We start from the raw sequence: 24,623 nt of genomic DNA, 5'->3' as shown, positions 1-24,623 counted from the left end.
CCAGTCATCCCGTAGGTCAACACATTCTTAGGAATGAATTATGCTGTTATTGAGCCGATACATCCCAGGAATCGGCGAAAGCCCCAGCTCCAGCGGGCGGTCGGCCAGAATGCTCGGGGAGGCACAGTGAACGAGCGCAGGCAGAAGTTCCGCGTGCTCGCGGACGAGCTCCGCCGAGGCATCGCAGAGTTGAGGTGGCCGGGGGGCCGTCTGCCCACCGAGCAGCAGCTGGCCACGGAGCAGGGCGTCAGCCTCAACACTGTGCGCAGGGCGGTCGACCTCCTGGTCACAGAGGGATTGGTCTACCGCAGGCAGGGCTCGGGCACCTACGTCAAGCCGGGCGCGGCGCAGAGCGGGCCGGTGATCGGCGTGGCCGTGCCATCGATGACGTATTACTACCCGCGCATCATCGCCGGCATCGAGCAGGAGTTGGCCGCGCATGGCTGCCAGATGTTGCTGCGCAGCACCGGCTACGACCCGGCGCAGGAGGAGAAGGCCGTCGAGGGCATGGTCACGGCGGGCGCCGAGGCGCTGCTGCTGGTGCCCGAGCTGGCCGGACGGCCGGATCCGCACGCGTACCTCGACGGGCTGCCGCTCCCCGTGGTGCTGGTCGAACGCAGGTTCAGCTCGGGCAGCGACGTCTATGAGTTCGTCTGCTCCAACCATGCGGCCGGCGGCTACAGCGGGGCGCGCCACCTGCTCGCGCACGGCCACACCAGGTTGGCCTGGATGGCCCGCACCAGCCCGCACTCCGAGCAGGTCCTCAAGGGCTTCGAGCAGGCGCTGGCGGGCGTCGGCCTGACACCAGCGGCCGAGCGCACGCTGGAGCGCTGGACCGCGGCGGATGTCGAGCGCTTCCTCGACGAGTTGGTGGGATCGGGTGTGACGGCGGCCCTGTGCTTCGCCGACCGGGAGGCCGCGCTGCTGGTCGGCGCCGCCGTCCGGCGCGGCCTCCGGGTACCGGGGGACCTGTCGGTGATCGGCTACGACGACGAGGTGGCCGACCTGTCCGAGGTGCCGCTCACCGCGGTCTCGCCTGCCAAGGCGGTGGTCGGCCGCCTGGCCGTCGAGACGATCCTGCACCGGCTGGCGAACCGGGACGCCCCCCTCCAGCAGCGCCTGGTCGTCCCGCAACTGGTCGTTCGTGACTCCACGGGAATTCATTCCCCTTGATGGGGTTGAATTCTGGAATGACTTAGGTCAAAGTGATCACGTTCCCCGAGCGTGAGGAAAATCCATGGGTGTTGTACGGCTCGGCCTGGTCGGCGCGGGCGGCGTGGCCAGGCTCCATGCGCAGGCCGCACTGGCCCTGGCCGGTGAGGTGCGCGTCAGCGCCGTCTGCGACGTGGATCTCGCCAGGGCCACCGAACTGGCCGCGCTCACCGGAGCCGAGGTGCACTCCGACCACCGGAGCATGCTGGGTGCGGTGGACGCACTGGTCGTCTGCACCCCGCACGCCCTGCACCTGGCGCCCGCGCTCGACGCGGCGAGAGCCGGGGTGCACGTGCTGATGGAGAAGCCGATGGCCACCTCCCTGGCCGACTGCGACGCCATGGCCGCCGCCTGCGCCGACGTCGTCCTCTTCCTCGGTCACATCCAGCACTACCTGCCGATAACCGCCATAGCCAAGCGGATCATCGACTCGGGCGAACTGGGCAGGCCGGTCGCGATCGTGGACAGGCGTGCCACCGACTACCGACCGGGGCGCAGGCCCGCCTGGTTCTTCGACCCGGCGCTCGCCGGTGGCGGTGCGGTGATGAACATCGGCGCGCACTGCATCGACCGCTCCACCTGGCTGGCCGGGGCGCCCGCAGTGCGCGTCACCGCGCGGCTGGAGCACAGAGGAACGCCGGTGGAGACAGAGGGCCTGCTTCACCTGCAGTTGGCGAACGGCGTCATGGCCACCGTCTCCGTCACCACCGGGGCGATGCCGCAGGTCGACGAGGTCGAGGTGCTGTGCGAGCGCGGCACCCTGCGCGCCTCCCGCGCCGAGGGCGTCTGGGTGGCCACACCGGACCGCGCCGAGCAGGCGCACCCGCCCGGCGACATCAACGCCGAGGTAGCGGCGGCCTTCCGCGAGCAGCTCGCCGACTTCGCGGCCGCGGTGCGCGGCGAGCGGCCCGCCGCCATCGGTCCCGAGGTGGGCCGGGCCGTGGTCGCGACGGTGCTGGCCGCTTACGCCTCGGCGGCCTCCGGCAAGTCAGCGTCGGTCTCCCAGGATCGGGAGACCGTCAGCCAGCCGTGATCCGCGACGGCACCGCTTCAAGACCGTGTCACCGCGCTCGTGATCATCTCACCGGTGGAACCGCGTCACCGCAGGTCAGACCTGGGTTTTCGCTGGCCGGACAGGCGTGCCCTGCGGGGTTCGAACCTGCGACCGGTAGTGACGCTTCAGTCGTCCTCGTCGTCCTCGTCGTCCTCCTCGTCCTCGTCGTCCCAGTCGTCATCGTCATAGTCCCACCGGTCGCTGGGCGGCAGCGGGTGCTCGTCGTCGATGAGGGAGTCGTCCACCGAGCGCCGCCAGGCGCGGCTCTCGTCCGGGTCGGCCCAATCCTCCTCGGTGATCCTCGGGATGGGGATGGTCGCCTGCCGGTGGTCGACCATCCAGGAGTTGCGGAAGAAGTCGAACGTGAGGTGATAGCAGCCAGCGGACTCGGCGTAGATGACGGGCGGGACGAGGAACTGCGCCACGCCGACCTTGGCTGCGACGACCACGTAGTCCTCGGGGATGGACTCGTCGTTCCAGCAGGCGGCGAAGTTCACCGGCTTGAGTGCGCCCTTGCCGAGCACGTGGATGAGGTTGTCCTGGATGACGAACTGGTCCGGGTCGAGGGCCACGTCCTCGCCGAGCATGAGGATCGGCGCGGGCAGGATGTGCGCTTTGGCGAAGGACTGCGCGTCGGTGTAGAGCTCGATGATCTCGTCGTGGCGCGTGGGGTCGTAGCGTCCGGAGGAGTGGAACGGGCAGCAGATCCGGCCATCGGGACGCTCCGGCTCGGGGAAGAACGCGGACTTGTCCACCCGTGTCATGGCGGACTCGCTGCGCCTGGCCCGCAGGAACTCCGGGATCCAGTCGGCGTTGTCGGACTCGATCACCTCTGTCCGGCACAGCGCCCGGAACGCGGTGTCGCCGACCTTGCAGTTGAAGTAGTCGAGCAGGGTGAGCGCGGCGCACTCCGCCAGCGACAACGTGTCGCTCTTGGCGAACCAGAAGTCGTAGCCGTTGGCCACGAAGTGCACTCCCCGGAACTCCTTGTGGACGAAGGTCTCGCGGGTGGGGCCGTCCCCCAAGCCGTTCCAGTGGGCGGCCGCCACCTGGTTGTAGTACGCGTCGGCGTACCGGGCCAACTCCGGCGCGAACACGCTCTCACCGGTCAGGTAGCACGCCTTGCTGAACAGCTCACCGATCTCCGGCGCCTCGGTGACCTCGTCGGCGGTGAAGATGAGTTCGGTACGCAGGAACACCTTGCGGCCGTCGCGGTAGGGGGCGCCCTCGTGCTCGTACCGCTGATCGAAGATCACACACGTGAAATCGCCGATCTCGCCGAGCGCGGCGCCGCCGACCAGGTCCAGCGCCGGCGACCCGGTACCGCCGGTCAGGTACAGCAGCACCGTGTACCGGGAGATGTGCCGCCGCGCCGCGTCGTAGTACGGCGTGTCCCGATGCCGGTGGAAGTTCGCGTCACCGGGCTCGAACCGGTTGCACCGGAACACCGGGTTCACATGCGAGAACCCCTCCGCCGTCGCCGGCGGCAACGCGTCGGCCACCGCCGCGGTCAACGCCTCGGCGAGCAGCGCCGAGTGGAAGATGAACCGTTCACCACCCCGGGACGCGGCGTTCAGCGGCGGCACGTACAACTTCAACTCGTCCAGCTGGGTCAGCCGGGCCCGGGCCTCCGCCGTCAACCGCAGCGAGAACGAGAACACGCCCTCCGCGTGCTCCGTCCGGCCGGCCAGCTCCGCCTCCAGCGGCACGTCCTCGAAGAGGCGATCCAGCGGGACGATGTTCTCGAACGTGCGGAACGACAACTCGTGCGGATCCACGAACACCGCCGCCAGGTACGGCGCGTCCGCGCTGGGCCGGGCGAACAGATCCCGCACCCGCTCGTCGATGCGCTCGGCGTCGATGAATCGCACCGCCTTGAACCGCGCCGACGGATGCCAGGAAACGTCGAGTCCGTCCACCGTCGTGGCCGGCTCGGCGTCGGTCGCGTCCACCTCCGCCCGATAGCGGGCGGCCTCCTCGGCGGGCACGTCCCCGGTCGACAGGACGAAGAAGCGATCCCGGAGTTCGATGCTCACACGCACCTCCACAAGCCGCGCAGCCCTGGCGGAAGATTCGCGGCGTGCGCCAGTTTCCGCACGCCGTCCTGGCCCACATCGGAGTCGTACAGCCACAGCCGCTCGAGCGACCCGGCGAAGGGGGCGGCGAGCAGTGCCTCCGCGCCCGCCTCGCCGATGTTGTTGTACCGCAGGTCGAGCTCGGTCAGCTCCGGGAACCGATGCAGGGAACGCACACCCTCGGCGGTCACCCTGTTGCACTGCAGGTGCAGGCGGCGCAGTCCGCCCAGGTGCGGGGACGCCGCGAGGGCCGCCAGACCGGTGTCACCGATGCGGCAGTACCGCAGTTCCAGCGCCCGCAACCGGTCCGCGCGGAGCGAGGTGGCGAGGATCTCGGCGCCGTCGGGGCCGAGATCCAGGTAGGAGAGGTCGAGCTCGACGAGTCGCCCGGCATCCAGTCCGTCGAGGACCTTCATGTCCAGACGCCCCGGGCGCACCTCGGCCTCCGGGCCGCCTTCCCCCTCGTCATCCTCGTCCCAGTCCTCGTCCTCGTCCTCGTCGTCGTCCCAGTCCTCGTCGGTCGACGCGTTCGGTGTGATTCTCAGCGTGGTGACGAACCTGCCGCGCAGCACCTGCTCCACGACCTCGCGGACGTCATCCGACCATTGGACGGCCACCTCTGCGGCGAAGCCGTACCGGCGCGCCAGCACACGTGCCGTCGCCGGCAGCCCGTCGTCCCATCCGCCCTCGTGCTCTGCGACGAAGTCGGCGATCTCGCGCTCCACGGCCGGGCGATCGGCGGGGCGGGTACGCGCCAGGCGCTGCTCAAGGCGGATCAGCGTGCCTCTGGCGTCGCCCTGCTCCAGCAGCCAGTCACTGTAGGCACGCCACGTGGCGAGATCGTCGGGATGAGCCCGTAACGCGTCTTCGACGGCAGCCACTTGCATTCGTACGAATGTACGGAGATCAGCAAATGTGTCAAGGCGACGCACACTGTCGGCAAACAGCCCCCGAATGGCCTTATCGGCAGGTATTGTGCTGCGCCGAGCCATGATCGCTGGCGTGGACGGTCCACGCGGCACGGTGTACATCGCGGCGTCCTCGGGCTGAGTCAGAGGCCGCCTCAGCTGGAGGTCTCCACCGTGAATCCACCGGGTCCACCCCGTTCGGCAGCCGACGAACGGGAGGCGGCGCGCACGCCCCGGGCCGAGCGCGGCCGGGACGACACCGCCGCCAACAGGCGGGCGTGGGAGTCCGCCGCCCGTGCCTGCTACCGGGAGATCGGGGTCCCGTTCCCGGAACGGGTCGTGTGGGTGTCCTCACCGCTCGTCGGCGCGTTCGCCGCACCGATCGCCGCCTGCCTGAGCACCGGCCACCGCAACACCCGCGTCCTGGACTCCGTCTACCGCGCGGTGGACGACACCGCCGGCCGGACCGTCGGCCACGCCGTGCGCGCCGCGGTCCAGGCCGCGTCCGACGGCGCGGTGAGCGATCCGGTGCATGGCGCGGCGGCCACCGCCCTGCACGCCGAGATCGCCGCGACGATGACGTCCGCGAAGGCCGCGGCGGTACGGGACACGGCGCACGTCACGCCCGCCCGCGAGGAGAGCCGGAGTGTGCCCACCGGCGTGTTGGCCACGGTGGCGGAGGCGTCGGACGCGTCCGTGCAGGCGGCGGTGGACGCGGCGGTGGGCGGCCCACGGCAGGACACGATCCGCGGCGCGGTGCGCCGACTGTGGCCGGCCTACCTGGCAGGCCAGCAGTCCGGCACCTGGCTGACCCTGGTCGGATGCTTCGGACAGGACACGGTCCCGCCGCTCGAGGAGGACCGGTCACGGCCGACCGTCGCGGAGCAGGCCGCGGCGCGATCCGCGCCCGCCGGCTGGTGGTGGTGGCCCTTCCGCGACTTCGTCATGCTCTGTCCGCGCCCGGCCGAGCTGTACCTCGAGCAAGTCGGCGACGACGACTCGGGCACGTACCGGCCACACCGCGCCGACGGCCCCGCGGCCGACTGGGGCGACGGGTTCGGGGTGTACTTCTGGCACGGCACCCACGTCACCCAAGCCGTCATCGACGACACCCTCACCGCCGACGAGATCCTCCGCGAGACCAACGCCGAGATCCGCCGCTGCGCCATCGAACGCCGCGGCTGGGACCGCTTCATCGCCGAGGCCGGCCTGGCCCAGATCGGGCCCGCTGTGCCTGACCCCGGCAACCCCGGCCAGACCCTCACCCTGCACGATGTTCCCGAAGGCATCTACACCACCCACGTGCGGGTCCTGCTGTGCACCAACGGCACCGTCGAACGGGACGGCACCCGCCGTCGTTTCGGCCTCACCGTCCCCGCCGACTGCACCGACCCCCTCCAGGCCGCCGCCTGGACCTACGGCCTCACTCCGACCCAGTACGCCACGGCACAACGACGATCCTGACACCCGCCCCCGGCAAAGGAGCCCGAGAAGATGCCCACCATCGAACAGGCCATCGCCATCTTCGGCGTCACCGTCGACGAGCACCTCGACCGGCAGGCCGAGATCCCCATCCTGTCCGGCCTCCAGTTCCAGGGCGACGTCGCCGTCGTACCGGCCGACCGTGATCCGGCTCGCACCCCCGTCCCTGAGGAGGGCGTCCCGATCGTCCGCGGTCAGGCCCAGGCCAACACCCACCTCCTGCTCGCCACCGGCAAGGCGTTCTTCACCCCGGAGCGCTTCGGCGGCGGAATGGTGCTCGGCGTGCTGACCGTCGCAGAGGATGCGACCGCCTACCTCGCGCACCCCGAACACGCCTTCACCGGCATCGCACCGGGCACCTACGAGCTGCGGCGCCAGCGCGAGCAGGCCGACCAAGCCCGGCTCGTCGCCGATTGACGGAGCGACGGTTCTCGGCCCCCACAAGGTGGTTTCGCGGGCCCTCCCTTGTCAGTGGGGACAGACGTTGCCGTACCCACCGGGGGACAAAGGATCACCAATCGCATAAGTTCACCGGACTCCCACCCATTGGAGGATCTACGGTGAGCACCCCCCGACATCGTATGACTGCGGCCTGCTTGGCGGTCGGCACCATCACGGCGCTCCTCGCTCCGGGCCCCGCCCAGGCCACGACCGATCCAACCGCCACCGTCTTCTACCCAACGCGGTCCAGGACGGCCAGGTGACCGGCTTCGGCACGACCCTGGAGTCGGGCGCGATCGGTGAGGCCTTCGGCGACTACCTCGCCGTGGCCGTCAGCAGTTGGAAGACCGGCGTACCTACACGGACTCCCGAGGCATGCGTGGCCGACTGGGACTCGGTCTCCTACACGTCGAGGGTCCCGCACTGCCTGCGCCGACTGGACGGCACCAAGCACTACCCCGAGGACTTGGTCGGCGAGGTGCACGCGGACGGCGAGATCTGGGCGTCGGCCCTGTACGACATCCGCAGCAGGCTTGGTGACACGCTGCGCAGCACGGTCATGAGCAATAGTCAAGACGTGTGGATCATGAAGTTCTAGGCGGCTGTGGGGTCGGGTGATTCTGCGGGTCGTTCGACGAGCTTGCCGTCAATGAAGGTGGCGCCGGCGCGAACGAGGGCGACCAGGTGGGCGCCGTTGACCGCGCGCCAGCGCCTCTGGGCGGACTCGATCAGTTTAAAGGCGATGGCTAGGCCGGCGGCGCGGGAGCCGGGCCCCTTGGTGACCTTGGTGCGGTGACGGACGGCGGCGAAGGTGGACTCGACCGGATTGGTCGTGCGTAGGTGCCGCCAGTGCTCGGCCGGATAGTCGTAGAAGGCCGGCAGCTCAACGCCGCACCCCAAGAAGAGATCCGCCGGACCTCCCCTTCTTCTGCGGCGGTTGGCCAACTACGTCTACATCAACCAGGACGAGGCCATCGCCCAGACCATGGCATACGCCGACGAGATCGTCGGCTTCTTCCAGGTCCGGGAGGAGGGCGCGCATGGAGGATGAGCGCCGGTCCACTGTGAACATGTGCGGGTGACGCCGGTGCCGGACAGACGGGAGGCGAACTTCTCGGTGGTGCCGCGCAGCTTCGTCCGATGGTGATCGGACCTGAGGTGGGCTCGACACACGCACCGAACCGGGCAAACTCAGTCCAGTCCTTAGCGATCGAGTGCAGCTCGAACCCGGTTGAGCCCCTCCGCTCTCCAGTACTGCCTGTCGGGAAACTGGTCGTCTTGCCGCCAGCGCCAGGTCGCGAACAACGCCCACATCACGGCGCGGCACTGGCGAATCAGGTCGGGGTCAGCCCCCGAATAGTGCTCTCCGACTTCTTCGGGGGCATGGGCGAGGTCAAACTCGATCGGCCCACGGCAGCACGTCCCGAGGTCCACGAAGAGCGGCCCTCTCCTCGTCTTGAGCAGGTTGCCCGGATGCGGCTCGCCGTGCAACAACTGCTCGCGGGCTTCCCCGCTGCCAATCGCGGTGCTCAGGCTACTCAGTGTGTTGCTGAGGAGTTCCCGGTCGGGGCCGAGCAGCGCTGGAGTCCGCTCTCGGTCGGCCACCTCTCTCAGCGCGCCGGCGACTCGCTCGGTGACGTGTGGCGCCCCCAGATCTACCTGGCGCAGGGCGGCATGGTGCCGCACAAGCGCGTCTGCATAGTGGGCCGGCGCAATCTCTGATCCCACAGGTTCGTAGTAGGTCCAGAACGAGATGGCGAAGTCATCACGCAAATAAACTCGGGGTTCGACCCGAGGCTCAAGCTCAGCCACCGGACCATCGACTTCGGCGAGACGGCGAGCAACCTCTACTTCGAACTCCGAGCCGGCTCGATGCGCTGAGGGTGCGACCCGCACAAGAACATCGCAAGGGACCAGGCGCAACGCGATGCGGTCCGAGTTGTGGATGACGACCGCATCGTCGACCTGAAGGCCCAGCGCAGAAGCGGTCGCCCCCGCGGCCTCGACTGCGCGACGGACTTCCGACGCCTCCATACCGTCCTCCCTCAATCTTTGAGTACACGTCTGGGGACCACAACGACGTCCTCAAGGTCTACGCGAAGATCATTCGTCACACGCGCCAACCAACCAGAACCCGGCCAAGCCGGACCCGAACGCCCTACCGGCAGCACCACCGGGTCACGCACACGCCACCCTAGATCAAGAATGCCGCCCAACCCCAACCCCAACCCAGCGGTGAAATCGTCAACCGAGGACCTGCACGGGCCGTCCTATTCCCTGCAGACGCCTGCCGCGCCTCCCGGTCACGTCGAGAGCCGGTCCCAATCGGCTCCCGTGTACAGCCGGATGCCCAGGCCCGGGGCGGCTGCCTCAGCCAGGACCGCCAGCTCGGGGTGGTCGCCCTCGTCGACCAGGGCGACCTTGCTCCCACCGGCCGTCACCACGTCTTGGAGGGCCAGTAATGGGTCGTCCGCCATCGGCACGCGGACGACGAGAAGTTCGGCCACTTCCGCTGTCGTCGGCCCGCCGTCGAACCTGCGGTAGCAATCGGTGTAGTCGACGGTCTGGACCGGATTCATGCCCGGCACAAGACGCTCCAACGCCGAGGCCTCGTCGTGCGTGTCAACGAAGCGGCGGAGGTTGGCCTTCCACCCAGCGAACCGCTCGGCTGTCATCGTGCGGTCATGGTAGATGTGGGCGCCCGAGGCAGCGCGAGAGTACGCCCATCGGGCGCCGTGCTGGGCAAGTCGGAAGGCGAACTCCTGGTCCTCGAGGCCCCAGCCGACGAACGACTCGTCAAAGCCGCCTGGCGCGGCCCGTTCCAGCAGCGGCCGGTCGACCGACACATTGCACCCGTAGGCGAGGGACCAGGGATGGGCGAGGCACGCCATGTTGTAGGAGTACAGGTCAGGCAAGGCTTCGCGGCTGTCTCGGCGGATTACCTCGGCGTCGGCAATGTCGGTCACGCCGCGTAGCAGGTGGCGGCGGCCGCCGACCACCACGGTGTCGTTGGCGGCCTCATGCAGGCGCAGGTGCTCGGCGAGGAAGTTGGGCTTCACCAGCGTGTCGGAGTCAAGGAAGATGACGACATCGCCGGTTGCGACCTGCAGCCCGGCATTGCGGGCCCCACTGATGCCACGCGACGTGGTGAGCGAGACAACCTGAGCGCCACCGGCAGCGGCGACGGCAGCGGTGTCGTCGGTCGAGCCGTCGTCGACGACCACGATCTGCACATCGCCTTCGCAGCCGGCTGCCGCAGCCGCCAACCTCGGCAAGACCAGGCCCAGGTTGTCCCGGCTACAGCGAGCCGGCATCACCACCGATACGGACCATCGTCGCCGGCCCAACGCGATATTCACGCGATCGTGCAGCCGCGAAACGGTGTCATCGAACGACCAGAAGGTCGAGTTCCATGCGACCATGCCTAGCCGCAGATGTGCCGCCCGCCGATGAGCGTCGAATTCGTCGGCTGCATCCTCGTCGGGGAGCCCTTCACGCGCGAGCTCGGCTCGACGGCGCTGGCCGCTCTTCGCTGGTGACCCCCACAGGTAAAGGTGCAGCGCGGCCCGCGGGAACACCTGGCTGGCGCTACGCCCTAATCGATGCGGAGAAGGCCCATCACGCGATCGTGAAGATGTGTGCCTGGCTGAAGGTGTCCCGCTCGGGCTACTACGAGTGGCGCGATCGGCCGGCCTCGGCCACCGCGCAACGCCGCGTACTGCTGTCCCGGCTGGTCGCCGAGGTCTTCGCCGGCTCGCACGAGACCTACGGCTACCGGCGGGTGCACGCCGCCCTGCTACGTCGTGGCAAGCACTGCTCGGCCGAGTTGGCACGTGCCCTGATGCGCGAGCAGGGCCTCACCCCGGCCCAGGTACGGGCGTTCCGGCCGGTCACCACCGTCCAGGGCGACTTCCGCGGCATCCCCGACCTGGTCGGTCGCGACTTCACCACCGCCCGGCCGGGCACCAAGCCGGTCGGCGACATCACCTACATCCGCACCTGGGAAGGCTTCCTCTACCTGGCCACCGTGATCGACTGCCACAGCAAGGCGGTCCTCGGCTGGGCGATGGCCGACCACTACCGCACCGGCCTGATCAAGGATGCGATCCGGATGGCCGCCGGCACCGGCCTGCTCCAGCCCGGCGCTGTGTTCCACACCGACCGCGGCTCGAACTCCACCTCTGATGAGTTCCGCCACTTCCTGACCAGCCTGCAGATCCGCCGCTCGGTAGGCCGCACCGGGGTCTGCTACGACAACGCGATGGCCGAGTCGTTCTTCAGCACGATCAAGAACGAATGGCTGCACCGCTTCGTCTTCACCACCCGCGCCAAGGCAAAACGGCAGGTCATCCGCTACATCGAGGGGTTCTACAACCGCCGGCGCCTGCACTCGGCGCTCGGCTACCGGCCACCTCTGGAAGTACTCAACGAGTCCCTTTCAATCCAAACAGCCGCATAGGCTACGCCCATAAGACGGCTGTCCGGAATCACCGTGGCCCCTCACCTCACCGTCACGACCATTTTCGCCGCGCTGCGGTTGCTGCTCATGGGTGATCGGGACAAGGACGTGGAAACACTTGTCCTGCGCCACCAGATCACCATCCATGAACGCCAACTCGGCGCCGACACGTGAGATTCGCACCCGAGGACCGAGCGTTTCTCGCCGCCTTCCTGACCTCGCTGCCCCGCGAGGTCCTGCGCCGACTGCGGCTCCTCATCCGGCAGGACACCGTCCTGCGGTGGCACCGCGATCTGATGCAACGGCGCCATTCCCGTACCTGTCGGCCGAAGCGGCCTGGGCGCCCGCCGACGGTCCGCTCCATCCGCGCTCTCGTCCTGCGCCTGGTTCGGGAGAACCCTGGCTGGGGCTATCGGCGGGTGCATGGTGAGCTCGCCACGCTCGGTATCAAGGTCGCACCGTCTACGGTCTGGAAGATCCTCAAGAAGGCAGGCGCCCGAGCGGGCGTCCAGCACGTGGGCCAATTTTTTGCGCTCGCAAGCAGATACGCGGCTGGCCTGCGATTTCATCGAGACCGTCACGCTCAGCGGCCAGCGCCAGTACATCCTGGCTGTCATCGAGCACGCCACTCGGCGCGTCCGCGTGCTGGGCACCACCGCTCACCCGAGCGGGAACTGGGTGATCCAGGCGATGAAGAATCTCGTGATGGATCTGGAAGATGCGGGCTGCCGGACGCGCTTTCTGATCCGAGACAGGGATGGGAAAGTTCCCCGCCCTCATGGATGAGATCCTCGCCGACGCAGGACGATCACCGAGGCCCTGCGCAAGCGTTTCGAGACCAGCGGGCTCGTTCCCGGCCAGCAACTGCCCAGTGAAGCGGTGGCGGCGGACGAGTTCGGTGTGTCGAAGGGAACCGTACGTCAGGCGTTTCAATTGCTGGCCGCCGAGCAACTGATCGCCGCCGTTCACGGCGAAGGGTGGTTCGTCGAGGGACCTGATCACGCGCGCACGCGCGCCGATGACGTCGCCGATGCGCTCCGGCAGGAGATAGCCACCGGGTAGCCGGCCATAGGGCGGTGCTTCCCGGAGAGAACGTGCTCGCCCAGGAACGGGGCGTCGGTCGGATCACCGTCAGACGAGCTCCCGCGCTCTTGGAAGCGGAGGGGATGGTCGAAAGGAGGCCGCGTCGTCAAGGTGCCCTCGTGAGGGTGTGTCCAGGTGGGTGGTGTGTGGTTACCGGCTCTGTCCCGTAATCGGTGGTGGCGCTGGGTGATCTTCATTGCAGCAGGATGCGGTGGCGCAGAAGGTCGAACCCGGCACGGCCGTGCATCTGTCGCATGATCCTCTTCGTGCGGGTGTTGACGCCTTCGGTTCGGCCGTTGTGGTGCGGAAGGGTGAGGGCGGCATTCACGGCGTCGCGGCCGAGTTCGAGGCCGTTGGCGAAGGCGTGCAGGTGGTGTAAGTCAGCGGCTCGGATGGTGGTGATCCAGGTGGTGAGCTTGGCGTGGTTGCCTGCGGCTGGGGTGAGGAGTTCGGCGAAGCTGCGGATCTGGCGGGCGAGTTCGGCCAGTTCAGGGCAGGCGGCCGTGAGCTCCTGCAACAGTTGGGTGTCGATATCACGCAGCCGGTCGGGGCGGGTGAGCAGGAGACGGGCCAGGCGGCGCGGGGTGATGACAGGCCGCTCTCCTTCGGCTCGGCCTTGGGTGATGTAGCGGTAGAGCAGGTTGAGGCTGCCGGTGTAGCCGAGTTCTTTGATCTCGCAGAACAACTGCAGGACCGGAACGGCCGAGTCAGCAGCGCGCCGCTCTCGCGGATCGGGGTGCCGGTGAGCGGGTCGCAGTCGGCCAGGTGGGGCACGCCGTGGCGGCGCAGGATGCGGGAGACGGTGCGCGCGGGCACGCAGGCCGGGCCCCGCCGCCGCTGGCGTCGGCAGTTCAGCACCCGCTCCTCGAGCATGGCCGGGGTGCGGTTGGCCACCTGGCGCGGACGGCAGGAGCGATCCTCCAGGCCGGCCCAGCCGTGCTCGTCGTAGCCGCGTACCCATCGGTGCGCGCATTGGCGGGACACGCCCAATTCCTTGGCCACATGCGCCACCGGACGCCCCTCGAGGCGGACCCGCGACACCAGCAACTTGCGCGCATGAACGGCCAGGCGGGCGTTAACGTGGGACACGAAAACCTCCTGTTGGGTGAAGACGGCATCTCCACAACAACCGGAGGTCTTCTTATTGATCAAGCATCCGGCCCGGCGTGTCACCAACCCGCTGACCGAGTACACCAGGACCCGGAGGACCGTCCCCTCCCCCACCCTGCATCCAATACCGAGGAGTTCGCCCTCCACGCTCGCGCGCTGCTCGCCGACAACCCCGGCACGGTGATCGTGCCGGGGGACGTCTGCGACCCGGCTGCCGTCCTCGGCCACTCGACGGTCCAGGACCACCTGGGTGCTGCTGGCGATCTTGCACTTCATTTCCGACGACGAGGAGGCGGCCCGGATCGTCGCCGAGTTCTGGCGTCCGGCAGCCACGTGATCATCTCCCCCGGCCACCCGGCGAGCTGACGGGAGACCTGGAGGAGAAGGGCCGGGAGTTGTACGGCCGCACCCGCCAGGGAGCCGCTATCGGCCGTACCCGCGCCGGCATGGCCGCGTGGCTGGACGGCCCTCCGAGCATCGTCCCCATCCGGGCCTGGCGCCCGGAGGACGACTTCGGCCCCGTCCCCGACCCGGCGTTTTCGGGATGGTGGCGAGGTCCGGAAGAGTTTCCCAATGTGAGCGAATTGCACGATATGTCGCAAATCCTGGAGAGCGTCGAGCGGGAGCCGGCGGCCGGCCGTGCGCTTGAAATTTCCGTGAGGCGGCTGTCAGGCGACCAGTAGGCTCTCGTTCATGACGGCCACTGGATCCGAGAAACTGGACGGAAAGGCGTTCTACGTCTCCTCCCCCATTTACTACGTCAACGACGCTCCGCACCTGGGTCACGCCTACACGACCGTCGCCGGCGACGTGCTCACCCGCTGGCACCGTCAGCGCGGTGAGAAGGTGTGGTATCTGACGGGCACGGACGAGTACGGCCAGAAAGTCCTGCGCACCGCCACCGCCAAGGGCATCACCCCGCAGGAGTGGTGCGACAAGCTGGTGGAGGAGGAGTGGAAGCCCCTCTGGAAGCATCTGGAGATCGCGAACGACGATTTCCTGCGCACCACGCAAAAGCGCCACTCCGATCGGGTTCGTGAGTTCGTCCAGGATCTGTACGACAAGGGCGAGATCTACAAGGGCGGCTATGAGGGCCCCTACTGTGTGGGCTGCGAGGAGTACAAGCTTCCCGGCGAGTTGCTCATTGGCGAAGGCGAGTACGCGGGCGAAAAGGTCTGCCCGATCCACAAGCGGCCGGTGGACATCCTCAAGGAGGAGAACTACTTTTTCCGGCTGAGCGACTACGGTGACAAATTGCTCGCCCACTATGAGGCCAACCCCGACTTCATCCAGCCTGAGTCCGCCCGCAACGAAGTGGTGAACTTCGTCCGCCAGGGCCTGCAGGACCTGTCCATCTCCCGCTCGACGTTCGACTGGGGCATCCCCATCCCGTGGGACGAGAAGCACGTGATCTACGTGTGGGTCGACGCGCTGCTCAACTACGCGACCGCGGTCGGTTACAACGACAACCAGGAGAAGTTCGACACGACCTTCCCCGCCGACGTGCACCTACTCGGCAAGGACATCCTCCGATTCCACGCGGTGATCTGGCCCGCGCTGTTGATGGCCAACGGGCTGCGCCTGCCGGGGCGGATCGCCGCGAACGGCTGGCTGCTGGTCGGCGGCGAGAAGATGTCGAAGACCAACCTGACCGGCATCAACCCCCGCGAGATCACCTCCCACTTCGGGGTCGACGCCTTCCGCTGGTACCTCCTGCGCGGCATCGCCTTCGGCCAGGACGGCTCGTTCTCCTGGGAGGACTTCACCGCCCGCTACACCTCCGAGCTGGCCAACGACTACGGCAACCTCGCCTCCCGGGTGGCCGCCATGGTCGGCAGATACTTCGACGGCGCCCTTCCCGGCGCGACCGCCGACGGCGAGGCCGAGAAGGCGATCCACGACAGCTTGGCCAAGACGGTCGCGGAGGCCGACCGGAAGATCGGCGACGATCTCGACTTCCAGGGCGGCATCCTGGCCGTCTTCGACTTCGTCAAGCAGGTCAACGGCTACATCTCCGACCAGGAGCCGTGGAAGGTGGCCAAGGACGACTCCCCGGAGGGCCGGGCCCGCCTGGCGACGATCCTCTACACCGCCGCGGAAGCCCTCCGCGCGGTCGCGGTGCTGCTGAACCCCGTCATGCCCCTGTCCTCCCAGCGGCTCTGGGAGTGCCTCGGCGCCGAGCCCGCCCTCGGCTCCCTCTCCGCCCAGAAGATGCTTGAGGCCGGCGCGTGGGGAAGGCTCCCGGCCGGCGCGACGATCACCAAGGGCGCCAACCTGTTCCCGAGGCTGGAGGAGAAGCCGAGCGCGTAACCGGGTGCGGGGTTCAGACGAGACGGCCGGGAAGGACATCGAGGGCGTGCACGACGAAGAGGTCGCCGCGGCTCCACGCGTGTGGCGCCTGGGAGACGTGTCGTGGTTCAGGACATAGGAAACCCATGTCGCAAGACATAGGAAACTCCAGCAAGGTGTGTCTCGAAACTTAGGCGACTGCCGCGATCAAGAGCCTGGGCGTCGTGTCCAAGGCCAGAGTTGTCATCACCGCCATGGTCGTCGAGGGACGTTCCCAAGCAGAGGTCGCCCGCTCGTACGGGGTGTCCAAGGGCTGGGTGTCCAAGCTGGTGGCCCGCTACCGGGCCGGGGGCGAGGCGGCGTTCGAGCCGCGGTCGCGACGGCCGCGAACCTCACCGAACGCGATCGACGCCGACACCGTCGAGCTGATCGTCCGGCTCCGCAAGGAACTCGCCGACCAGGGCTTGGACGCCGGTTCCGACACGATCGCCTGGCACCTGCAACTGCCCAGTTCGTCCGGCAGGGGGCGTGGATGTTCAGGATCTCTCATCTCCTCGACATCTGCCGCGCCAGTTTGTCGGTGGGGCGATCTATTGTCCCGGCCATGACTTCAGCGACGCAGGCGTACACGTACGCCGCGCCCTCGTCCCTTGTCGACGGTCGTCTCGGATTGGCGACCTCCGGCGGACGGGCCCTGTCCGGCCCGGCTGTGGCCCCCCGGTTCTTCAGCGGCGTGGTGACCCAGGCGGCCCCCGCCGCGGCGGGCCTGCTCGGCGTCGCCGATGTGGCGCTGGCCCGCTACCACCAGCCGCAGGCGCGGCCCGGCTGGGTGCGGGACCCGGTGGTGACGTGCAACGGAGACCGGTTGCGGTTCGAATCGTTCTCGGCCTGTGGTGGTGTTTATGCCCGGCTTGATCTGCTGAACGGCACGCTCGACGGCGAGGTGTTCGACCGGGGCACCACCAACGTCGACGTGAACGCACCGCTTCGGGAGGCGCTGGCACGCATCGGCGCGCGGGACCCGTTGCACCTGGGGGTAGGCCTCGACGAGCTGGTCGTGACCACGATGGACGGCGCGGTGGTGGAGAAGAAGGTGCCGCTGCCCGAGCGCTGGTTACGCGGATTCGCCGAGGTGCAGGTCATCGCCTCGGGCATGGACCAGCGCGGTGAGTTGACCGGCATGGCGGCGGTGCGGTTCCTGCGCGGGCTGCCCAAGAAGGGCACGGTGTGGGTGGCGCAGGCGGGGCGTGAGCTGAAGGTCTCCGACCGCCAGGTTCCGGGCTCGGTCCAGCTCGCCGGCCCCAACCGGCTCGGCACCCTCCTGCCGCTGCTTCGCTTCGCGAAGTCCCTCCGGGTGTACGGCCCGGCCGACGCCGCCTCCAGCGCCTGGGAGCTGGAGCTGCCGGGCATGCGCTACACGCTCACCCTCTCGCCCGAGCGCTGGCGCGGCTTCTCCGGCGAGGGGGCGGTGCTCGACGACCTGGCCACCGACGAGGCCGAGAACGACGCCGACCTAGTGGGCATGCTGCTCAACTTCGAGCCCGAGGTCGAGATCGGGCTGCTGGCCGACCGCGCGGGCATCCCCGCCGACCGGGTGCGGGCCGCGCTGACGCAGCTCGGTGTCGCCGGCCTGGTCGGCTACGACCTGTCGGAGGCCGCCCACTTCCACCGTGAGCTGCCCTATGACAAGGACAACGTGATCCTGCTCAACCCGCGGCTGGCCAAGGCGCGCAAGCTCGTCGACGCGGGCGCCGTGCACCTCGAAGGCGAGTTGGCCACCGTCCACACCTCGGGCGGCGCGCGCCGCGTCTCGCTGGCCGACGGCTCCTGCACCTGCGAGTGGTGGTGGGACCATCGCGGCTCCCGTGGGCCGTGCAAACACGTGCTGGCCGCCCGGATCGTCGCCCGCGCCGCCGTGGAGGTCTCCCGATGACCCTCTGGACGGAGATCTGCGACCTAGTCACTCGCAACCAGGTCACCCGCCTGGCCGATCGGCTGGTCACGCTCACCGAGGAGGAGCGCGCCGAGCTGAGCGGGCGGTTGCCCGGCCTCGTCAAGGAGCTGCGCCGCGCCCGCACCGAGCAGGTGCGCGCCCAGCATCCCGACGACTTCGAGGAGATAGCCTCCTGGGAGGTCGGCGGCCTGCTCGACGAACTGGCCGGCGCGCTGCTGCTGACCGGTGTCGGCGTCATCACCGGCCCGGCGGCCGCCGTGACGTGGATGACCGGCCGCGACGTCAACCGCCGCTGGGCCGAGGACCCCAATGTCGCCCAGGTGTGCCGGGTGGCGGCCACCCGCTCCTTGGAGTGGCGTCGCGATGTCGCGGTCCGGCTGGCCCAGCGGGTACGCCGTCCCGCCGACCGCATCGCGCCGCTGGCCGTGGCGCTGCTACGTGAGTCCGGCGCCGTGCCGCCCGACCACGACCCGCTGGTGGCCGCTTGGCTGGCCGCGCCGAGCATGGCCGGTGACCCGCTGACCCCCGTGCTGCTGCCTCGTGTCTTCGCCGCCGACGGCGCGGGCCGCGCCCTCCGTGACGAGCGGCTGGAACCCCGGCCAACCCGCTGGCTGGCCGCCGCCGCCCGCGAGTTGCCCAGGAAGCAGATGCTCGACGGTTGCGTGAGCCGTTTCCTGCGCGGCGGCGAGGCGCAGGACCTGCGTTTCTTCGTCCGGCTGCACACGCTCCTCGACCCCACGCCTGCGGAGTCCGCTCCCCGCCTGCGCGACTACCTGCGGTTGTTGCCGTCAGCTCCGGGCACGGTCGCCGAGCTGGCCGCCGGGCAGGTGCGCGGAGCGATGCCGCTCGAACACGCCGACCTGGTCGAGGCGGTCGACGCGCTCACTTTCCGGGACGAGGCCAAGCTCTCCACCACGGGCCTGCGCTGGCTCGACCAGGCGATCCGGGCCACGCCCGAGTCGGCCGCCGACTTCGTGACCGCGCTGACCACGGCGTACGCGCACAAGTCCTTCGACGTGCGCAACCGCGCGGTCGAGCTGACCCGGAAATACGCCGACCTGTTCGCCGACCACGCCGAGGCGATCCTCGACGGCGTCCATCACCTTCCCACCGACCTGGGCGCGAAGCTGGCCGAGCAGTTCGGCGGGGAGATCCCTGTCGAGGAACTGCTGGAGCAGAAGGAGTTCCCGCCGCTGCCCGAGCTGCCGGAGGCGCGGCGGTTCCCCGAGCCGTCGATCTCCCCTGACTACCACGAGCGCTGGATCGGCCAGGAGCGCTGGCTGGCGGCCTTCGTCGCCGGGATCGCCGACGACCGGGCGAAACTACGCCGCACGCTCAAGCCCCACGTCGAGCAAGACCAGGGCTACTGGCGGTCCAGGGACGTGCGCCTCGACCCCGACGACTGGCAGTCGGCGCTGGCCGCCGAGCTCGTCACCCCCGGCAGCGTGCCGGAGCTACCGCCGATCGAACCGGAGAAGTTCTGGGACGGCGCGAACCACTCCGTGCGAGTACGCGTCCTCACGCGTGGTGAGGAGCCCGACACGGAGCCGTCGCCTCGGCGGATCACGGTGGGCGGCACCTACCGGCCTGGCCGCTATCTCGACGACGACACCCCGTTGCGCGCCTTCTTCATCACCTGGACCAGCGACGACGGCCCGGACGGGGCGGCGGCCCACGAGGGCGACCGGCAGATCCCCTTCGCCAGGGGCCGGATCCACCTGAACGGCACCCCCACCGACGTCGAGCAGCCGTGGTATTACGGCGCCGACGACGAGGAGGACGAGGAGATCGGCGACGACAGACTGCCGGATCGCCTCCATCCGGTGCGGACGAGGCCCGGCGTCTTGTACGACGACTCCGTGGAGGCCATGCCGTCGTTCATCCTCGACCGCGCCTACGAGCACATGGCCGAGGTCGGCGTGGCCCCCGCCCGGATCGCGGCGATGCGGGCAAGGGAGCAGGTGCCCCCACCGAACCCCGGCGAGCCGCTCGTGCAGGTGACCGTCGTCTTCGTCCCGCCCCGGCTGCGTTCCTTCATGCCCAACGAGCTGCCCGAGCACGACGAGTGGCGGCGGCGCAACCAGCTGCCCCATCCCAATCGCGTCTCCCCGCCCCACGACTTCCTGCTGCACCGCTACGCGGAGCTCGCCGAGGCCCTCCGCAACGGCACCCTGCCGCCGGTGCTGCTGGCCACGCCGACCTGGATGAGCGGCCACCTCGACCCCGACGTGCTGATCGACCGGCTGGAGACCTGCGCCGCCGCCGGCGTGGAGCCACCCCCTGCCGACCTGGCGCAGGCACTGCTGCGGTTGCCCCGGGGCTGCCACCCGGCCGCGGCCGACCGGGCCGCCAAGGTCGACTTGGAGGCGGCGCGTTCGGCCGCCCGCTGGCTCGCCGGTGACGGCATGGCCGACCCCGAGTGCGGCCACGTGTGGCGCCACATGGTCGGCGCGTCCATGGTCGAGTTCGGCGACGGCGAACCCGAACACTTCACCGAGGTCAGGCTGCAGCCCGTGCTGCGGGTGACGGCCCCGACCGGGCATCGGCTGATCGACGAGGTGCTGCTGCGCCAGCCGTTCGACTGGACGGTCGACGAGTCCGGCGGCACGCTCAGGGCATGGCCTGCCGTGCTGCCCTCGCACCGCGAGGTCGTGGCTGTCAACTTCCTGCCCTTCTTGCTGCGCGGCCTCTGGGGCGCGTGGGCGGCTCCGACGGAGATCACCGGCCTGGGAATCGCCCAGGGCCCGATGGGCGAGTCCACGGCGGTGATCCTCGCCTTCCTCCTGGCCGACAGCGTGCCCGGCATGATCCCGCTGGTCCTGAGCATGGCCGCAAGGGGCGAGCTGCCCGCCGAGGCGATCGGTCGCCAGCTCGCGCTGGTGCTGCGCCGCACCTGGCGGGAGACCCGCCCCGCCATCGCGGCCCTGACCGAGCTGGCCGACGCCGGCGGCCACCACGAGGTGTGGCGCATCCTGTGCGCCCTGCTGCCCGGGATGCTGCCGGGCGAGGGGCAGCGCATCACCGTGACCCACGCCGAACTCGTCGCCTTCGCCGCCGACGTGGCACGCTGGACCGGCACGCGCGGGGAGATCCCGGTCATCGGCGAGTTCGCGCGGAGTCGCCGGACGACCCGCTTCGTCCACGAGTGCAAGCGCCTCCACGCCCAGCTCACCGGAGCCACGTCATGACCTCTGACGACACCCGTACCGAGATCAGGAATCTCGTGCTCAACCACGACGCCGAGGGTTCTGAACGCAGAGAGGGTCGATGACGAAGACAATGTTGCTGTGGCGCGTCTGACCGTCCCCGATAGCGGCGAGCGGATTCGGCTATCACCATCGGCGGACTGAGCGTGCTGTCGGTGAGCAGAACATTGGCGGGGCGGTTGGTCCCGGCTGATCCCAGGGTCAGCTGCCGCGCCAGGTGGATCCGCGCTCGCACAGCTTGTGGGTGCCCGAAACTCGGCCGTTGGGGCTGATCTGGGGTTCGGCGCTCCAAGGGCCGGCGGGCGTGATCGCTGTTCATGGCGCTGCGGTTGCTTTATCTGATCTTCGTCCGGCTCGCGGGGTTGGCTGGTGCTGCTGGGCCGCTCGCAGAGGTCGAAGGACGCGGAGATTCTCGTCTTGCGTCATCAGCTCGCGGTGCTGCGTCGGCAGGCCTCGGCCGTCGTGGGCGGATCACGCGGTGATCAGCGCGCTGGCACGGCTGCTGTCTCCAGCCGGTCGTCGGCAGTTGTTTCGTGACGCCGGGTACGCTGCTGCGCCGGCACGCCGATCTGGTACAGCGGCGATGGACATTCAAGCACCGAAGCCAGGGGCGGCCTCCCACCCGCGCATACTTCGTCTGGCCCGGGAGAATCTGCTATGGGCTTACCGGCGGATCGCCGGGGAACGCCCGCCACTTACGACGCGTGCTGGCCATCTACGCGACCCACTTCAATGAGCATCGCCCACATCGCTCCCTGGGCCAGGCAGCTCCGCAGCGAGCCCTTGCCAACCCAGTCGGGGACGATATCAAGGTCATCCGACGCGACCGCCTCGGCGGGCGCTGATCCACGAAAACGCGCAGGTCGCATAGGGCGGCCGAGTTCTTGGCGCCCACAGGTGCGCTGGGCGAGCCAGACGTCGTCGGCAGGCTTCGGCACGCTGTGGCGGGCTTCGAAAGCAGTCGTCGGGCGGTCGTTGAGCGCGTTGGTTTCGGCCAGCTGCCGCTCCAGCGCTACGGCATGGCCGGCGTCGGACGCAGGATGTATTCCTCTTGCCGGTTACCGAAAAGGTCATTTGTTGCGGCAGCCCGGTGGAGGTTCGTCGCGTGGTCGGTCAGATCGCCCCCCGCCGACGTCTGAACCCTGACGACACAATATCTCGATCCGCATAGTCTAGAGCCGAGAGCAGATGTTGAACGGCTCTTCGTTCAGTACACCGGGCGGTGGAACCTCGCTGATGCTTTCCCAGAACCCGGGAGAAGGCCGAAGAGACTGGGAATCGACACAGGCATCCTTTATAAGGCCGGAACGCAGCTTGGGCAGCAGCCATGAATAAGCCCCGCCAGTTCTTGTTCCTACGGTGACTACTGTCCCGTCCTCGTTCATGGCCAGCTGCCAGCCTTGAGACTCAGGAACTCTCAACGTGGCTAGCCGGACCGGATGCGATGGATCCTTCAACCCCCATATGACTACCGGGGCAACACTGGACACCCCGCCCGGTTCCTCCTCAACCGTGGCCACGATACTTCCGTCGTCGGCGATGGCCAGCGGGGCTCCCCCTTCTGCCGGACTCGGCAGGCTTCCTACTCGGGTCAGTCGCTCCGGATCTGTCACATCCCAAACAGTCCGGCCAATTATCGCTTTCCGGCCGTCGGCGCTCATCACGCCGCCGCTCCATCCGCTCATACCGGACCCGTGCTCCGCAGTCGTGAGTCGCGTGCTCAGACGAGGATGACCAGGATCGGCGAGCGACCAGACGACGGCAGAATCCTCGCTGATGGTGAGCAGCTTTCCTCCAACTGCTGACGCCGACACCACGCCCACGCCAGAGGTGTGCTCGCGCACGCGAGCCAGCAGCCGAGGCTTCTGCCCAGCTCCCAATCTCCAGATTTCAACCGACCCGTTCTCGAAGCCGGCGAACAGCGTCATGCCATCGGCACTCAGAGAGACATCGAGAAGACTCTCCTTATAGTTGCCCGTACGGACAACGGTTCTACGTGGATTATCGGCTCCCATCAGGTCCCACATCTTGATGGCGCCACTTTCTTCTTCGCCGACTACTGCGATTCGCCCATCGGAGGACAACGCCGCTGGGCCCCATCCAGGATCAAGGTTCGTGGACCCGCTTCCCGTGAGGTTCTCCCTGTCTGCTTCAGGATCTCTTTCGAGGCGCCAAAGGCCGGAACCCTCCTGCGCATCGGAGACGAGCGCCAACTTTCCATCGGCACTCAACGCGACATCAACAACGGTTGCGGTCCCGGGAAGGGAGCCTCGGCGCTCCTCGGTGAGCGTTTCAGCCAGAGCAGACCTGGTGTAACTGTCCGAGTGAGTCAGTACGGCGACATAGCCCAGCAGGTCTGCGGCATACCAGTTCGACCCACGCTGCTTGGTGCCGTCAAGCGCGATTGCCCGAGCCTGGGACACGGTTTGAGCCTGTAGGCCGACAGACACTCCTGTCCCGATCAACAAGGAGAGCAGTACCACTCCGGCACCGAGCATGGGGCCCAGGCGTCTAACCTTTGCTGCGGAAGGCGTTTTCTCGTCAGCGTCAGGCTTTCGCATGACACCTCCCACACATTTCTCCGCGCTCCACGGCAAGGCGCTGACAGGGGGTTCCGTCTGCCAACTCTTCAGACAGCAACTCTTACTTAGCCCACTCTATATGACCTGCAGTTGCCAGGCCAGACCTCAGGCTACTACTTCGGCAATTCGGTATCGAGACGCCGGATGTAGAATGGAGTCTCATATATCGTTGTATACGTCTTTCCGGCTACGGTCTAAATAAAAGCATTGTGCGAGATCACTGCCCAGCGGCCGGGATTAGCTTTACCCACGCATCCAGCCGATCACTGAAGCTGCTTGCCTCCATTTCTCTGGCCCAGGTCTCGACGCTGGCGAGCATGTCGCACACCTCACCGCCCGTTTCCGCGTAGGCCTTCATGAACTCGAGCTTCCCGGTGAACTTAATCGCTCCGCAGAGTCCTCCAATAAGGCCCTAGAAGGGTTCCGGCGGCCCGCTTGCCTGCATATCAAAAATGTCTGTGACGTAGATCACAGTGAAAATTCTCATTACCTAAGAAGGCCCCGCACAGGCTGTAGTCCCTTCGTCAGGATGAGCTACAGAATCCCGTGAACAGGCGTGAACGTATCCACTCACACCTGCCGTTGAGCTGGAGTCTGGTTTGGGGTAGACGCGCCGGTTTCTTCTGAATGCAAGGATCTTGGGATGTGCTGTCACAGTTTGAGCTCAGACCGCGTACGGCTTTGAAGGCATCTCCGTCGCCCTCGGAGACGACTGGATCAAGGCCGGCGACGACCATCGGGTCTTCCACGAGATGGCCTCCGTCTACG

At 68.2% G+C, this 24,623-nt stretch carries 23 protein-coding genes and 4 pseudogenes; 18 read left to right on the top strand and 9 right to left on the bottom strand.

The window, feature by feature from the left end:
- Window positions 1–126: 126 nt before the first annotated feature.
- Together ABT294_RS48785 and ABT294_RS48780 are read left to right on the top strand one after the other, a co-directional pair.
- Window positions 127–1,173, top strand: coding sequence for a substrate-binding domain-containing protein (locus ABT294_RS48785; protein WP_350813372.1), 1,047 nt, complete (start codon window positions 127–129; stop codon window positions 1,171–1,173).
- 64 nt (window positions 1,174–1,237) lie between these two features.
- A complete protein-coding gene (locus tag ABT294_RS48780) occupies window positions 1,238–2,245 on the top strand; it encodes a Gfo/Idh/MocA family protein (RefSeq protein WP_350813371.1) in 1,008 nt (335 codons plus the stop codon).
- Between the two features lie 146 nt (window positions 2,246–2,391).
- Here the strand turns inward: ABT294_RS48780 and ABT294_RS48775 are convergent, their stop codons facing one another.
- Together ABT294_RS48775 and ABT294_RS48770 are read right to left on the bottom strand one after the other, a co-directional pair.
- Window positions 2,392–4,302: a hypothetical protein gene (locus ABT294_RS48775; RefSeq protein ID WP_350813370.1), complete on the bottom strand. Its 1,911-nt coding sequence runs from the start codon at window positions 4,300–4,302 to the stop codon at window positions 2,392–2,394.
- Entirely contained in the window at window positions 4,299–5,228 is a 930-nt protein-coding gene (locus tag ABT294_RS48770; RefSeq protein WP_350813369.1) for a TIGR02996 domain-containing protein, read from the bottom strand. Before ABT294_RS48770 ends, ABT294_RS48775 begins: the two co-directional genes overlap by 4 nt.
- 195 nt (window positions 5,229–5,423) lie before the next feature.
- Between ABT294_RS48770 and ABT294_RS48765 the strand changes: the two genes are divergently transcribed.
- From ABT294_RS48765 to ABT294_RS48755, 3 genes are all read left to right on the top strand, one after another.
- Complete coding sequence (locus tag ABT294_RS48765) at window positions 5,424–6,713, top strand: DUF6745 domain-containing protein (protein WP_350813368.1); 1,290 nt, start codon at window positions 5,424–5,426, stop codon at window positions 6,711–6,713.
- A gap of 30 nt (window positions 6,714–6,743) precedes the next feature.
- On the top strand, window positions 6,744–7,148 hold the full coding sequence (locus ABT294_RS48760) for a DUF8820 family protein (protein ID WP_350813367.1): 405 nt from the start codon (window positions 6,744–6,746) through the stop codon (window positions 7,146–7,148).
- A 283-nt stretch (window positions 7,149–7,431) separates the two neighbouring features.
- Complete coding sequence (locus ABT294_RS48755; RefSeq protein ID WP_350813366.1) at window positions 7,432–7,770, top strand: M36 family metallopeptidase; 339 nt, start codon at window positions 7,432–7,434, stop codon at window positions 7,768–7,770.
- Here ABT294_RS48755 and ABT294_RS48750 read toward each other — a convergent pair.
- The 3 genes and pseudogenes from ABT294_RS48750 to ABT294_RS48740 all read right to left on the bottom strand — a co-directional run.
- Window positions 7,767–8,045, bottom strand: a pseudogene (locus tag ABT294_RS48750) (IS256 family transposase); the annotation flags it as partial. The gene ABT294_RS48755 and the pseudogene ABT294_RS48750 overlap by 4 nt on opposite strands.
- A 330-nt stretch (window positions 8,046–8,375) precedes the next feature.
- Window positions 8,376–9,206 carry a phosphotransferase gene (locus ABT294_RS48745; protein ID WP_350813365.1) on the bottom strand — a complete coding sequence of 277 codons (831 nt, stop codon included), beginning with the start codon at window positions 9,204–9,206 and terminating at the stop codon, window positions 8,376–8,378.
- A 269-nt stretch (window positions 9,207–9,475) separates the two neighbouring features.
- Complete coding sequence (locus ABT294_RS48740; RefSeq protein WP_350813364.1) at window positions 9,476–10,750, bottom strand: glycosyltransferase family 2 protein; 1,275 nt, start codon at window positions 10,748–10,750, stop codon at window positions 9,476–9,478.
- Here ABT294_RS48740 and ABT294_RS48735 point away from each other — a divergent pair.
- The 6 genes and pseudogenes from ABT294_RS48735 (at window position 10,633) to ABT294_RS48715 (ending at window position 12,884) form a co-directional block, all read left to right on the top strand.
- Window positions 10,633–11,631 carry an IS3 family transposase gene (locus ABT294_RS48735; protein ID WP_350813408.1) on the top strand — a complete coding sequence of 333 codons (999 nt, stop codon included), beginning with the start codon at window positions 10,633–10,635 and terminating at the stop codon, window positions 11,629–11,631. The genes ABT294_RS48740 and ABT294_RS48735 overlap by 118 nt on opposite strands.
- A gap of 33 nt (window positions 11,632–11,664) precedes the next feature.
- Window positions 11,665–11,805 carry a hypothetical protein gene (locus tag ABT294_RS48730; protein ID WP_350813363.1) on the top strand — a complete coding sequence of 47 codons (141 nt, stop codon included), beginning with the start codon at window positions 11,665–11,667 and terminating at the stop codon, window positions 11,803–11,805.
- Window positions 11,802–12,101, top strand: a pseudogene (locus ABT294_RS50985) (hypothetical protein); the annotation flags it as partial. The gene ABT294_RS48730 and the pseudogene ABT294_RS50985, both read left to right, overlap by 4 nt.
- A gap of 58 nt (window positions 12,102–12,159) precedes the next feature.
- A complete protein-coding gene (locus tag ABT294_RS48725; RefSeq protein ID WP_350813362.1) occupies window positions 12,160–12,417 on the top strand; it encodes a hypothetical protein in 258 nt (85 codons plus the stop codon).
- A gap of 21 nt (window positions 12,418–12,438) precedes the next feature.
- A complete protein-coding gene (locus tag ABT294_RS48720) occupies window positions 12,439–12,693 on the top strand; it encodes a winged helix-turn-helix domain-containing protein (protein ID WP_350813407.1) in 255 nt (84 codons plus the stop codon).
- Between the two features lie 14 nt (window positions 12,694–12,707).
- On the top strand, window positions 12,708–12,884 hold the full coding sequence (locus ABT294_RS48715; protein ID WP_350813361.1) for a GntR family transcriptional regulator: 177 nt from the start codon (window positions 12,708–12,710) through the stop codon (window positions 12,882–12,884).
- 23 nt (window positions 12,885–12,907) lie between these two features.
- Here ABT294_RS48715 and ABT294_RS48710 read toward each other — a convergent pair.
- Together ABT294_RS48710 and ABT294_RS48705 are read right to left on the bottom strand one after the other, a co-directional pair.
- Window positions 12,908–13,525 (bottom strand): annotated as a pseudogene (locus ABT294_RS48710) (transposase); the annotation flags it as partial.
- Window positions 13,435–13,803: pseudogene (locus tag ABT294_RS48705) on the bottom strand (helix-turn-helix domain-containing protein); the annotation flags it as partial. The pseudogenes ABT294_RS48705 and ABT294_RS48710, both read right to left, overlap by 91 nt.
- Here ABT294_RS48705 and ABT294_RS48700 point away from each other — a divergent pair.
- From ABT294_RS48700 to ABT294_RS50980, 7 genes are all read left to right on the top strand, one after another.
- Window positions 13,771–14,190 (top strand): hypothetical protein, encoded by a 420-nt coding sequence (locus ABT294_RS48700; protein ID WP_350813360.1) that lies wholly within the window; start codon window positions 13,771–13,773, stop codon window positions 14,188–14,190. The pseudogene ABT294_RS48705 and the gene ABT294_RS48700 overlap by 33 nt on opposite strands.
- An 80-nt stretch (window positions 14,191–14,270) precedes the next feature.
- A complete protein-coding gene (locus tag ABT294_RS48695; RefSeq protein WP_350813359.1) occupies window positions 14,271–14,507 on the top strand; it encodes a hypothetical protein in 237 nt (78 codons plus the stop codon).
- 10 nt (window positions 14,508–14,517) lie between these two features.
- Window positions 14,518–16,134, top strand: coding sequence for a methionine--tRNA ligase (metG, locus tag ABT294_RS48690; RefSeq protein WP_350813358.1), 1,617 nt, complete (start codon window positions 14,518–14,520; stop codon window positions 16,132–16,134).
- Window positions 16,135–16,319: 185 nt separating this feature from the next.
- A complete protein-coding gene (locus ABT294_RS48685) occupies window positions 16,320–16,721 on the top strand; it encodes a helix-turn-helix domain-containing protein (RefSeq protein ID WP_350813406.1) in 402 nt (133 codons plus the stop codon).
- Entirely contained in the window at window positions 16,718–18,046 is a 1,329-nt protein-coding gene (locus ABT294_RS48680) for an SWIM zinc finger family protein (protein ID WP_350813357.1), read from the top strand. The genes ABT294_RS48685 and ABT294_RS48680 overlap by 4 nt, the downstream gene beginning before the upstream one ends.
- A complete protein-coding gene (locus ABT294_RS48675) occupies window positions 18,043–21,255 on the top strand; it encodes a hypothetical protein (protein ID WP_350813356.1) in 3,213 nt (1,070 codons plus the stop codon). The genes ABT294_RS48680 and ABT294_RS48675 overlap by 4 nt, the downstream gene beginning before the upstream one ends.
- 551 nt (window positions 21,256–21,806) lie before the next feature.
- Complete coding sequence (locus tag ABT294_RS50980) at window positions 21,807–22,118, top strand: integrase core domain-containing protein (protein WP_502912240.1); 312 nt, start codon at window positions 21,807–21,809, stop codon at window positions 22,116–22,118.
- 327 nt (window positions 22,119–22,445) lie between these two features.
- Here ABT294_RS50980 and ABT294_RS48670 read toward each other — a convergent pair whose 3' ends face one another.
- Window positions 22,446–23,834 carry a WD40 repeat domain-containing protein gene (locus ABT294_RS48670; RefSeq protein WP_350813355.1) on the bottom strand — a complete coding sequence of 463 codons (1,389 nt, stop codon included), beginning with the start codon at window positions 23,832–23,834 and terminating at the stop codon, window positions 22,446–22,448.
- Between the two features lie 238 nt (window positions 23,835–24,072).
- Window positions 24,073–24,213, bottom strand: coding sequence for a hypothetical protein (locus tag ABT294_RS48665; RefSeq protein WP_350813354.1), 141 nt, complete (start codon window positions 24,211–24,213; stop codon window positions 24,073–24,075).
- Window positions 24,214–24,623 lie beyond the last annotated feature (410 nt).

It is taken from the genome of Nonomuraea sp. NPDC000554 (assembly GCF_040300065.1).
Lineage (GTDB): Bacteria > Actinomycetota > Actinomycetes > Streptosporangiales > Streptosporangiaceae > Nonomuraea.
The sequence above is the reverse complement of the archived record's forward strand: the minus strand, read 5'-3'. Positions and strand labels throughout refer to the sequence as shown.

Coding starts and splice junctions, on each gene's coding strand:
- ABT294_RS48760 (WP_350813367.1), top strand. CDS start 6,744: ATGCCCACCATCGAACAGGCCATCGCCATCTTCGGCGTCACCGTCGAC.
- ABT294_RS48745 (WP_350813365.1), bottom strand. CDS start 9,206: ATGGAGGCGTCGGAAGTCCGTCGCGCAGTCGAGGCCGCGGGGGCGACC.
- ABT294_RS48770 (WP_350813369.1), bottom strand. CDS start 5,228: ATGCAAGTGGCTGCCGTCGAAGACGCGTTACGGGCTCATCCCGACGAT.
- ABT294_RS48780 (WP_350813371.1), top strand. CDS start 1,238: ATGGGTGTTGTACGGCTCGGCCTGGTCGGCGCGGGCGGCGTGGCCAGG.
- ABT294_RS48680 (WP_350813357.1), top strand. CDS start 16,718: ATGACTTCAGCGACGCAGGCGTACACGTACGCCGCGCCCTCGTCCCTT.
- ABT294_RS48670 (WP_350813355.1), bottom strand. CDS start 23,834: ATGCGAAAGCCTGACGCTGACGAGAAAACGCCTTCCGCAGCAAAGGTT.
- ABT294_RS48695 (WP_350813359.1), top strand. CDS start 14,271: ATGGCCGCGTGGCTGGACGGCCCTCCGAGCATCGTCCCCATCCGGGCC.
- ABT294_RS48700 (WP_350813360.1), top strand. CDS start 13,771: ATGAACGGCCAGGCGGGCGTTAACGTGGGACACGAAAACCTCCTGTTG.
- metG (WP_350813358.1), top strand. CDS start 14,518: ATGACGGCCACTGGATCCGAGAAACTGGACGGAAAGGCGTTCTACGTC.
- ABT294_RS48675 (WP_350813356.1), top strand. CDS start 18,043: ATGACCCTCTGGACGGAGATCTGCGACCTAGTCACTCGCAACCAGGTC.
- ABT294_RS48665 (WP_350813354.1), bottom strand. CDS start 24,213: ATGAAGGCCTACGCGGAAACGGGCGGTGAGGTGTGCGACATGCTCGCC.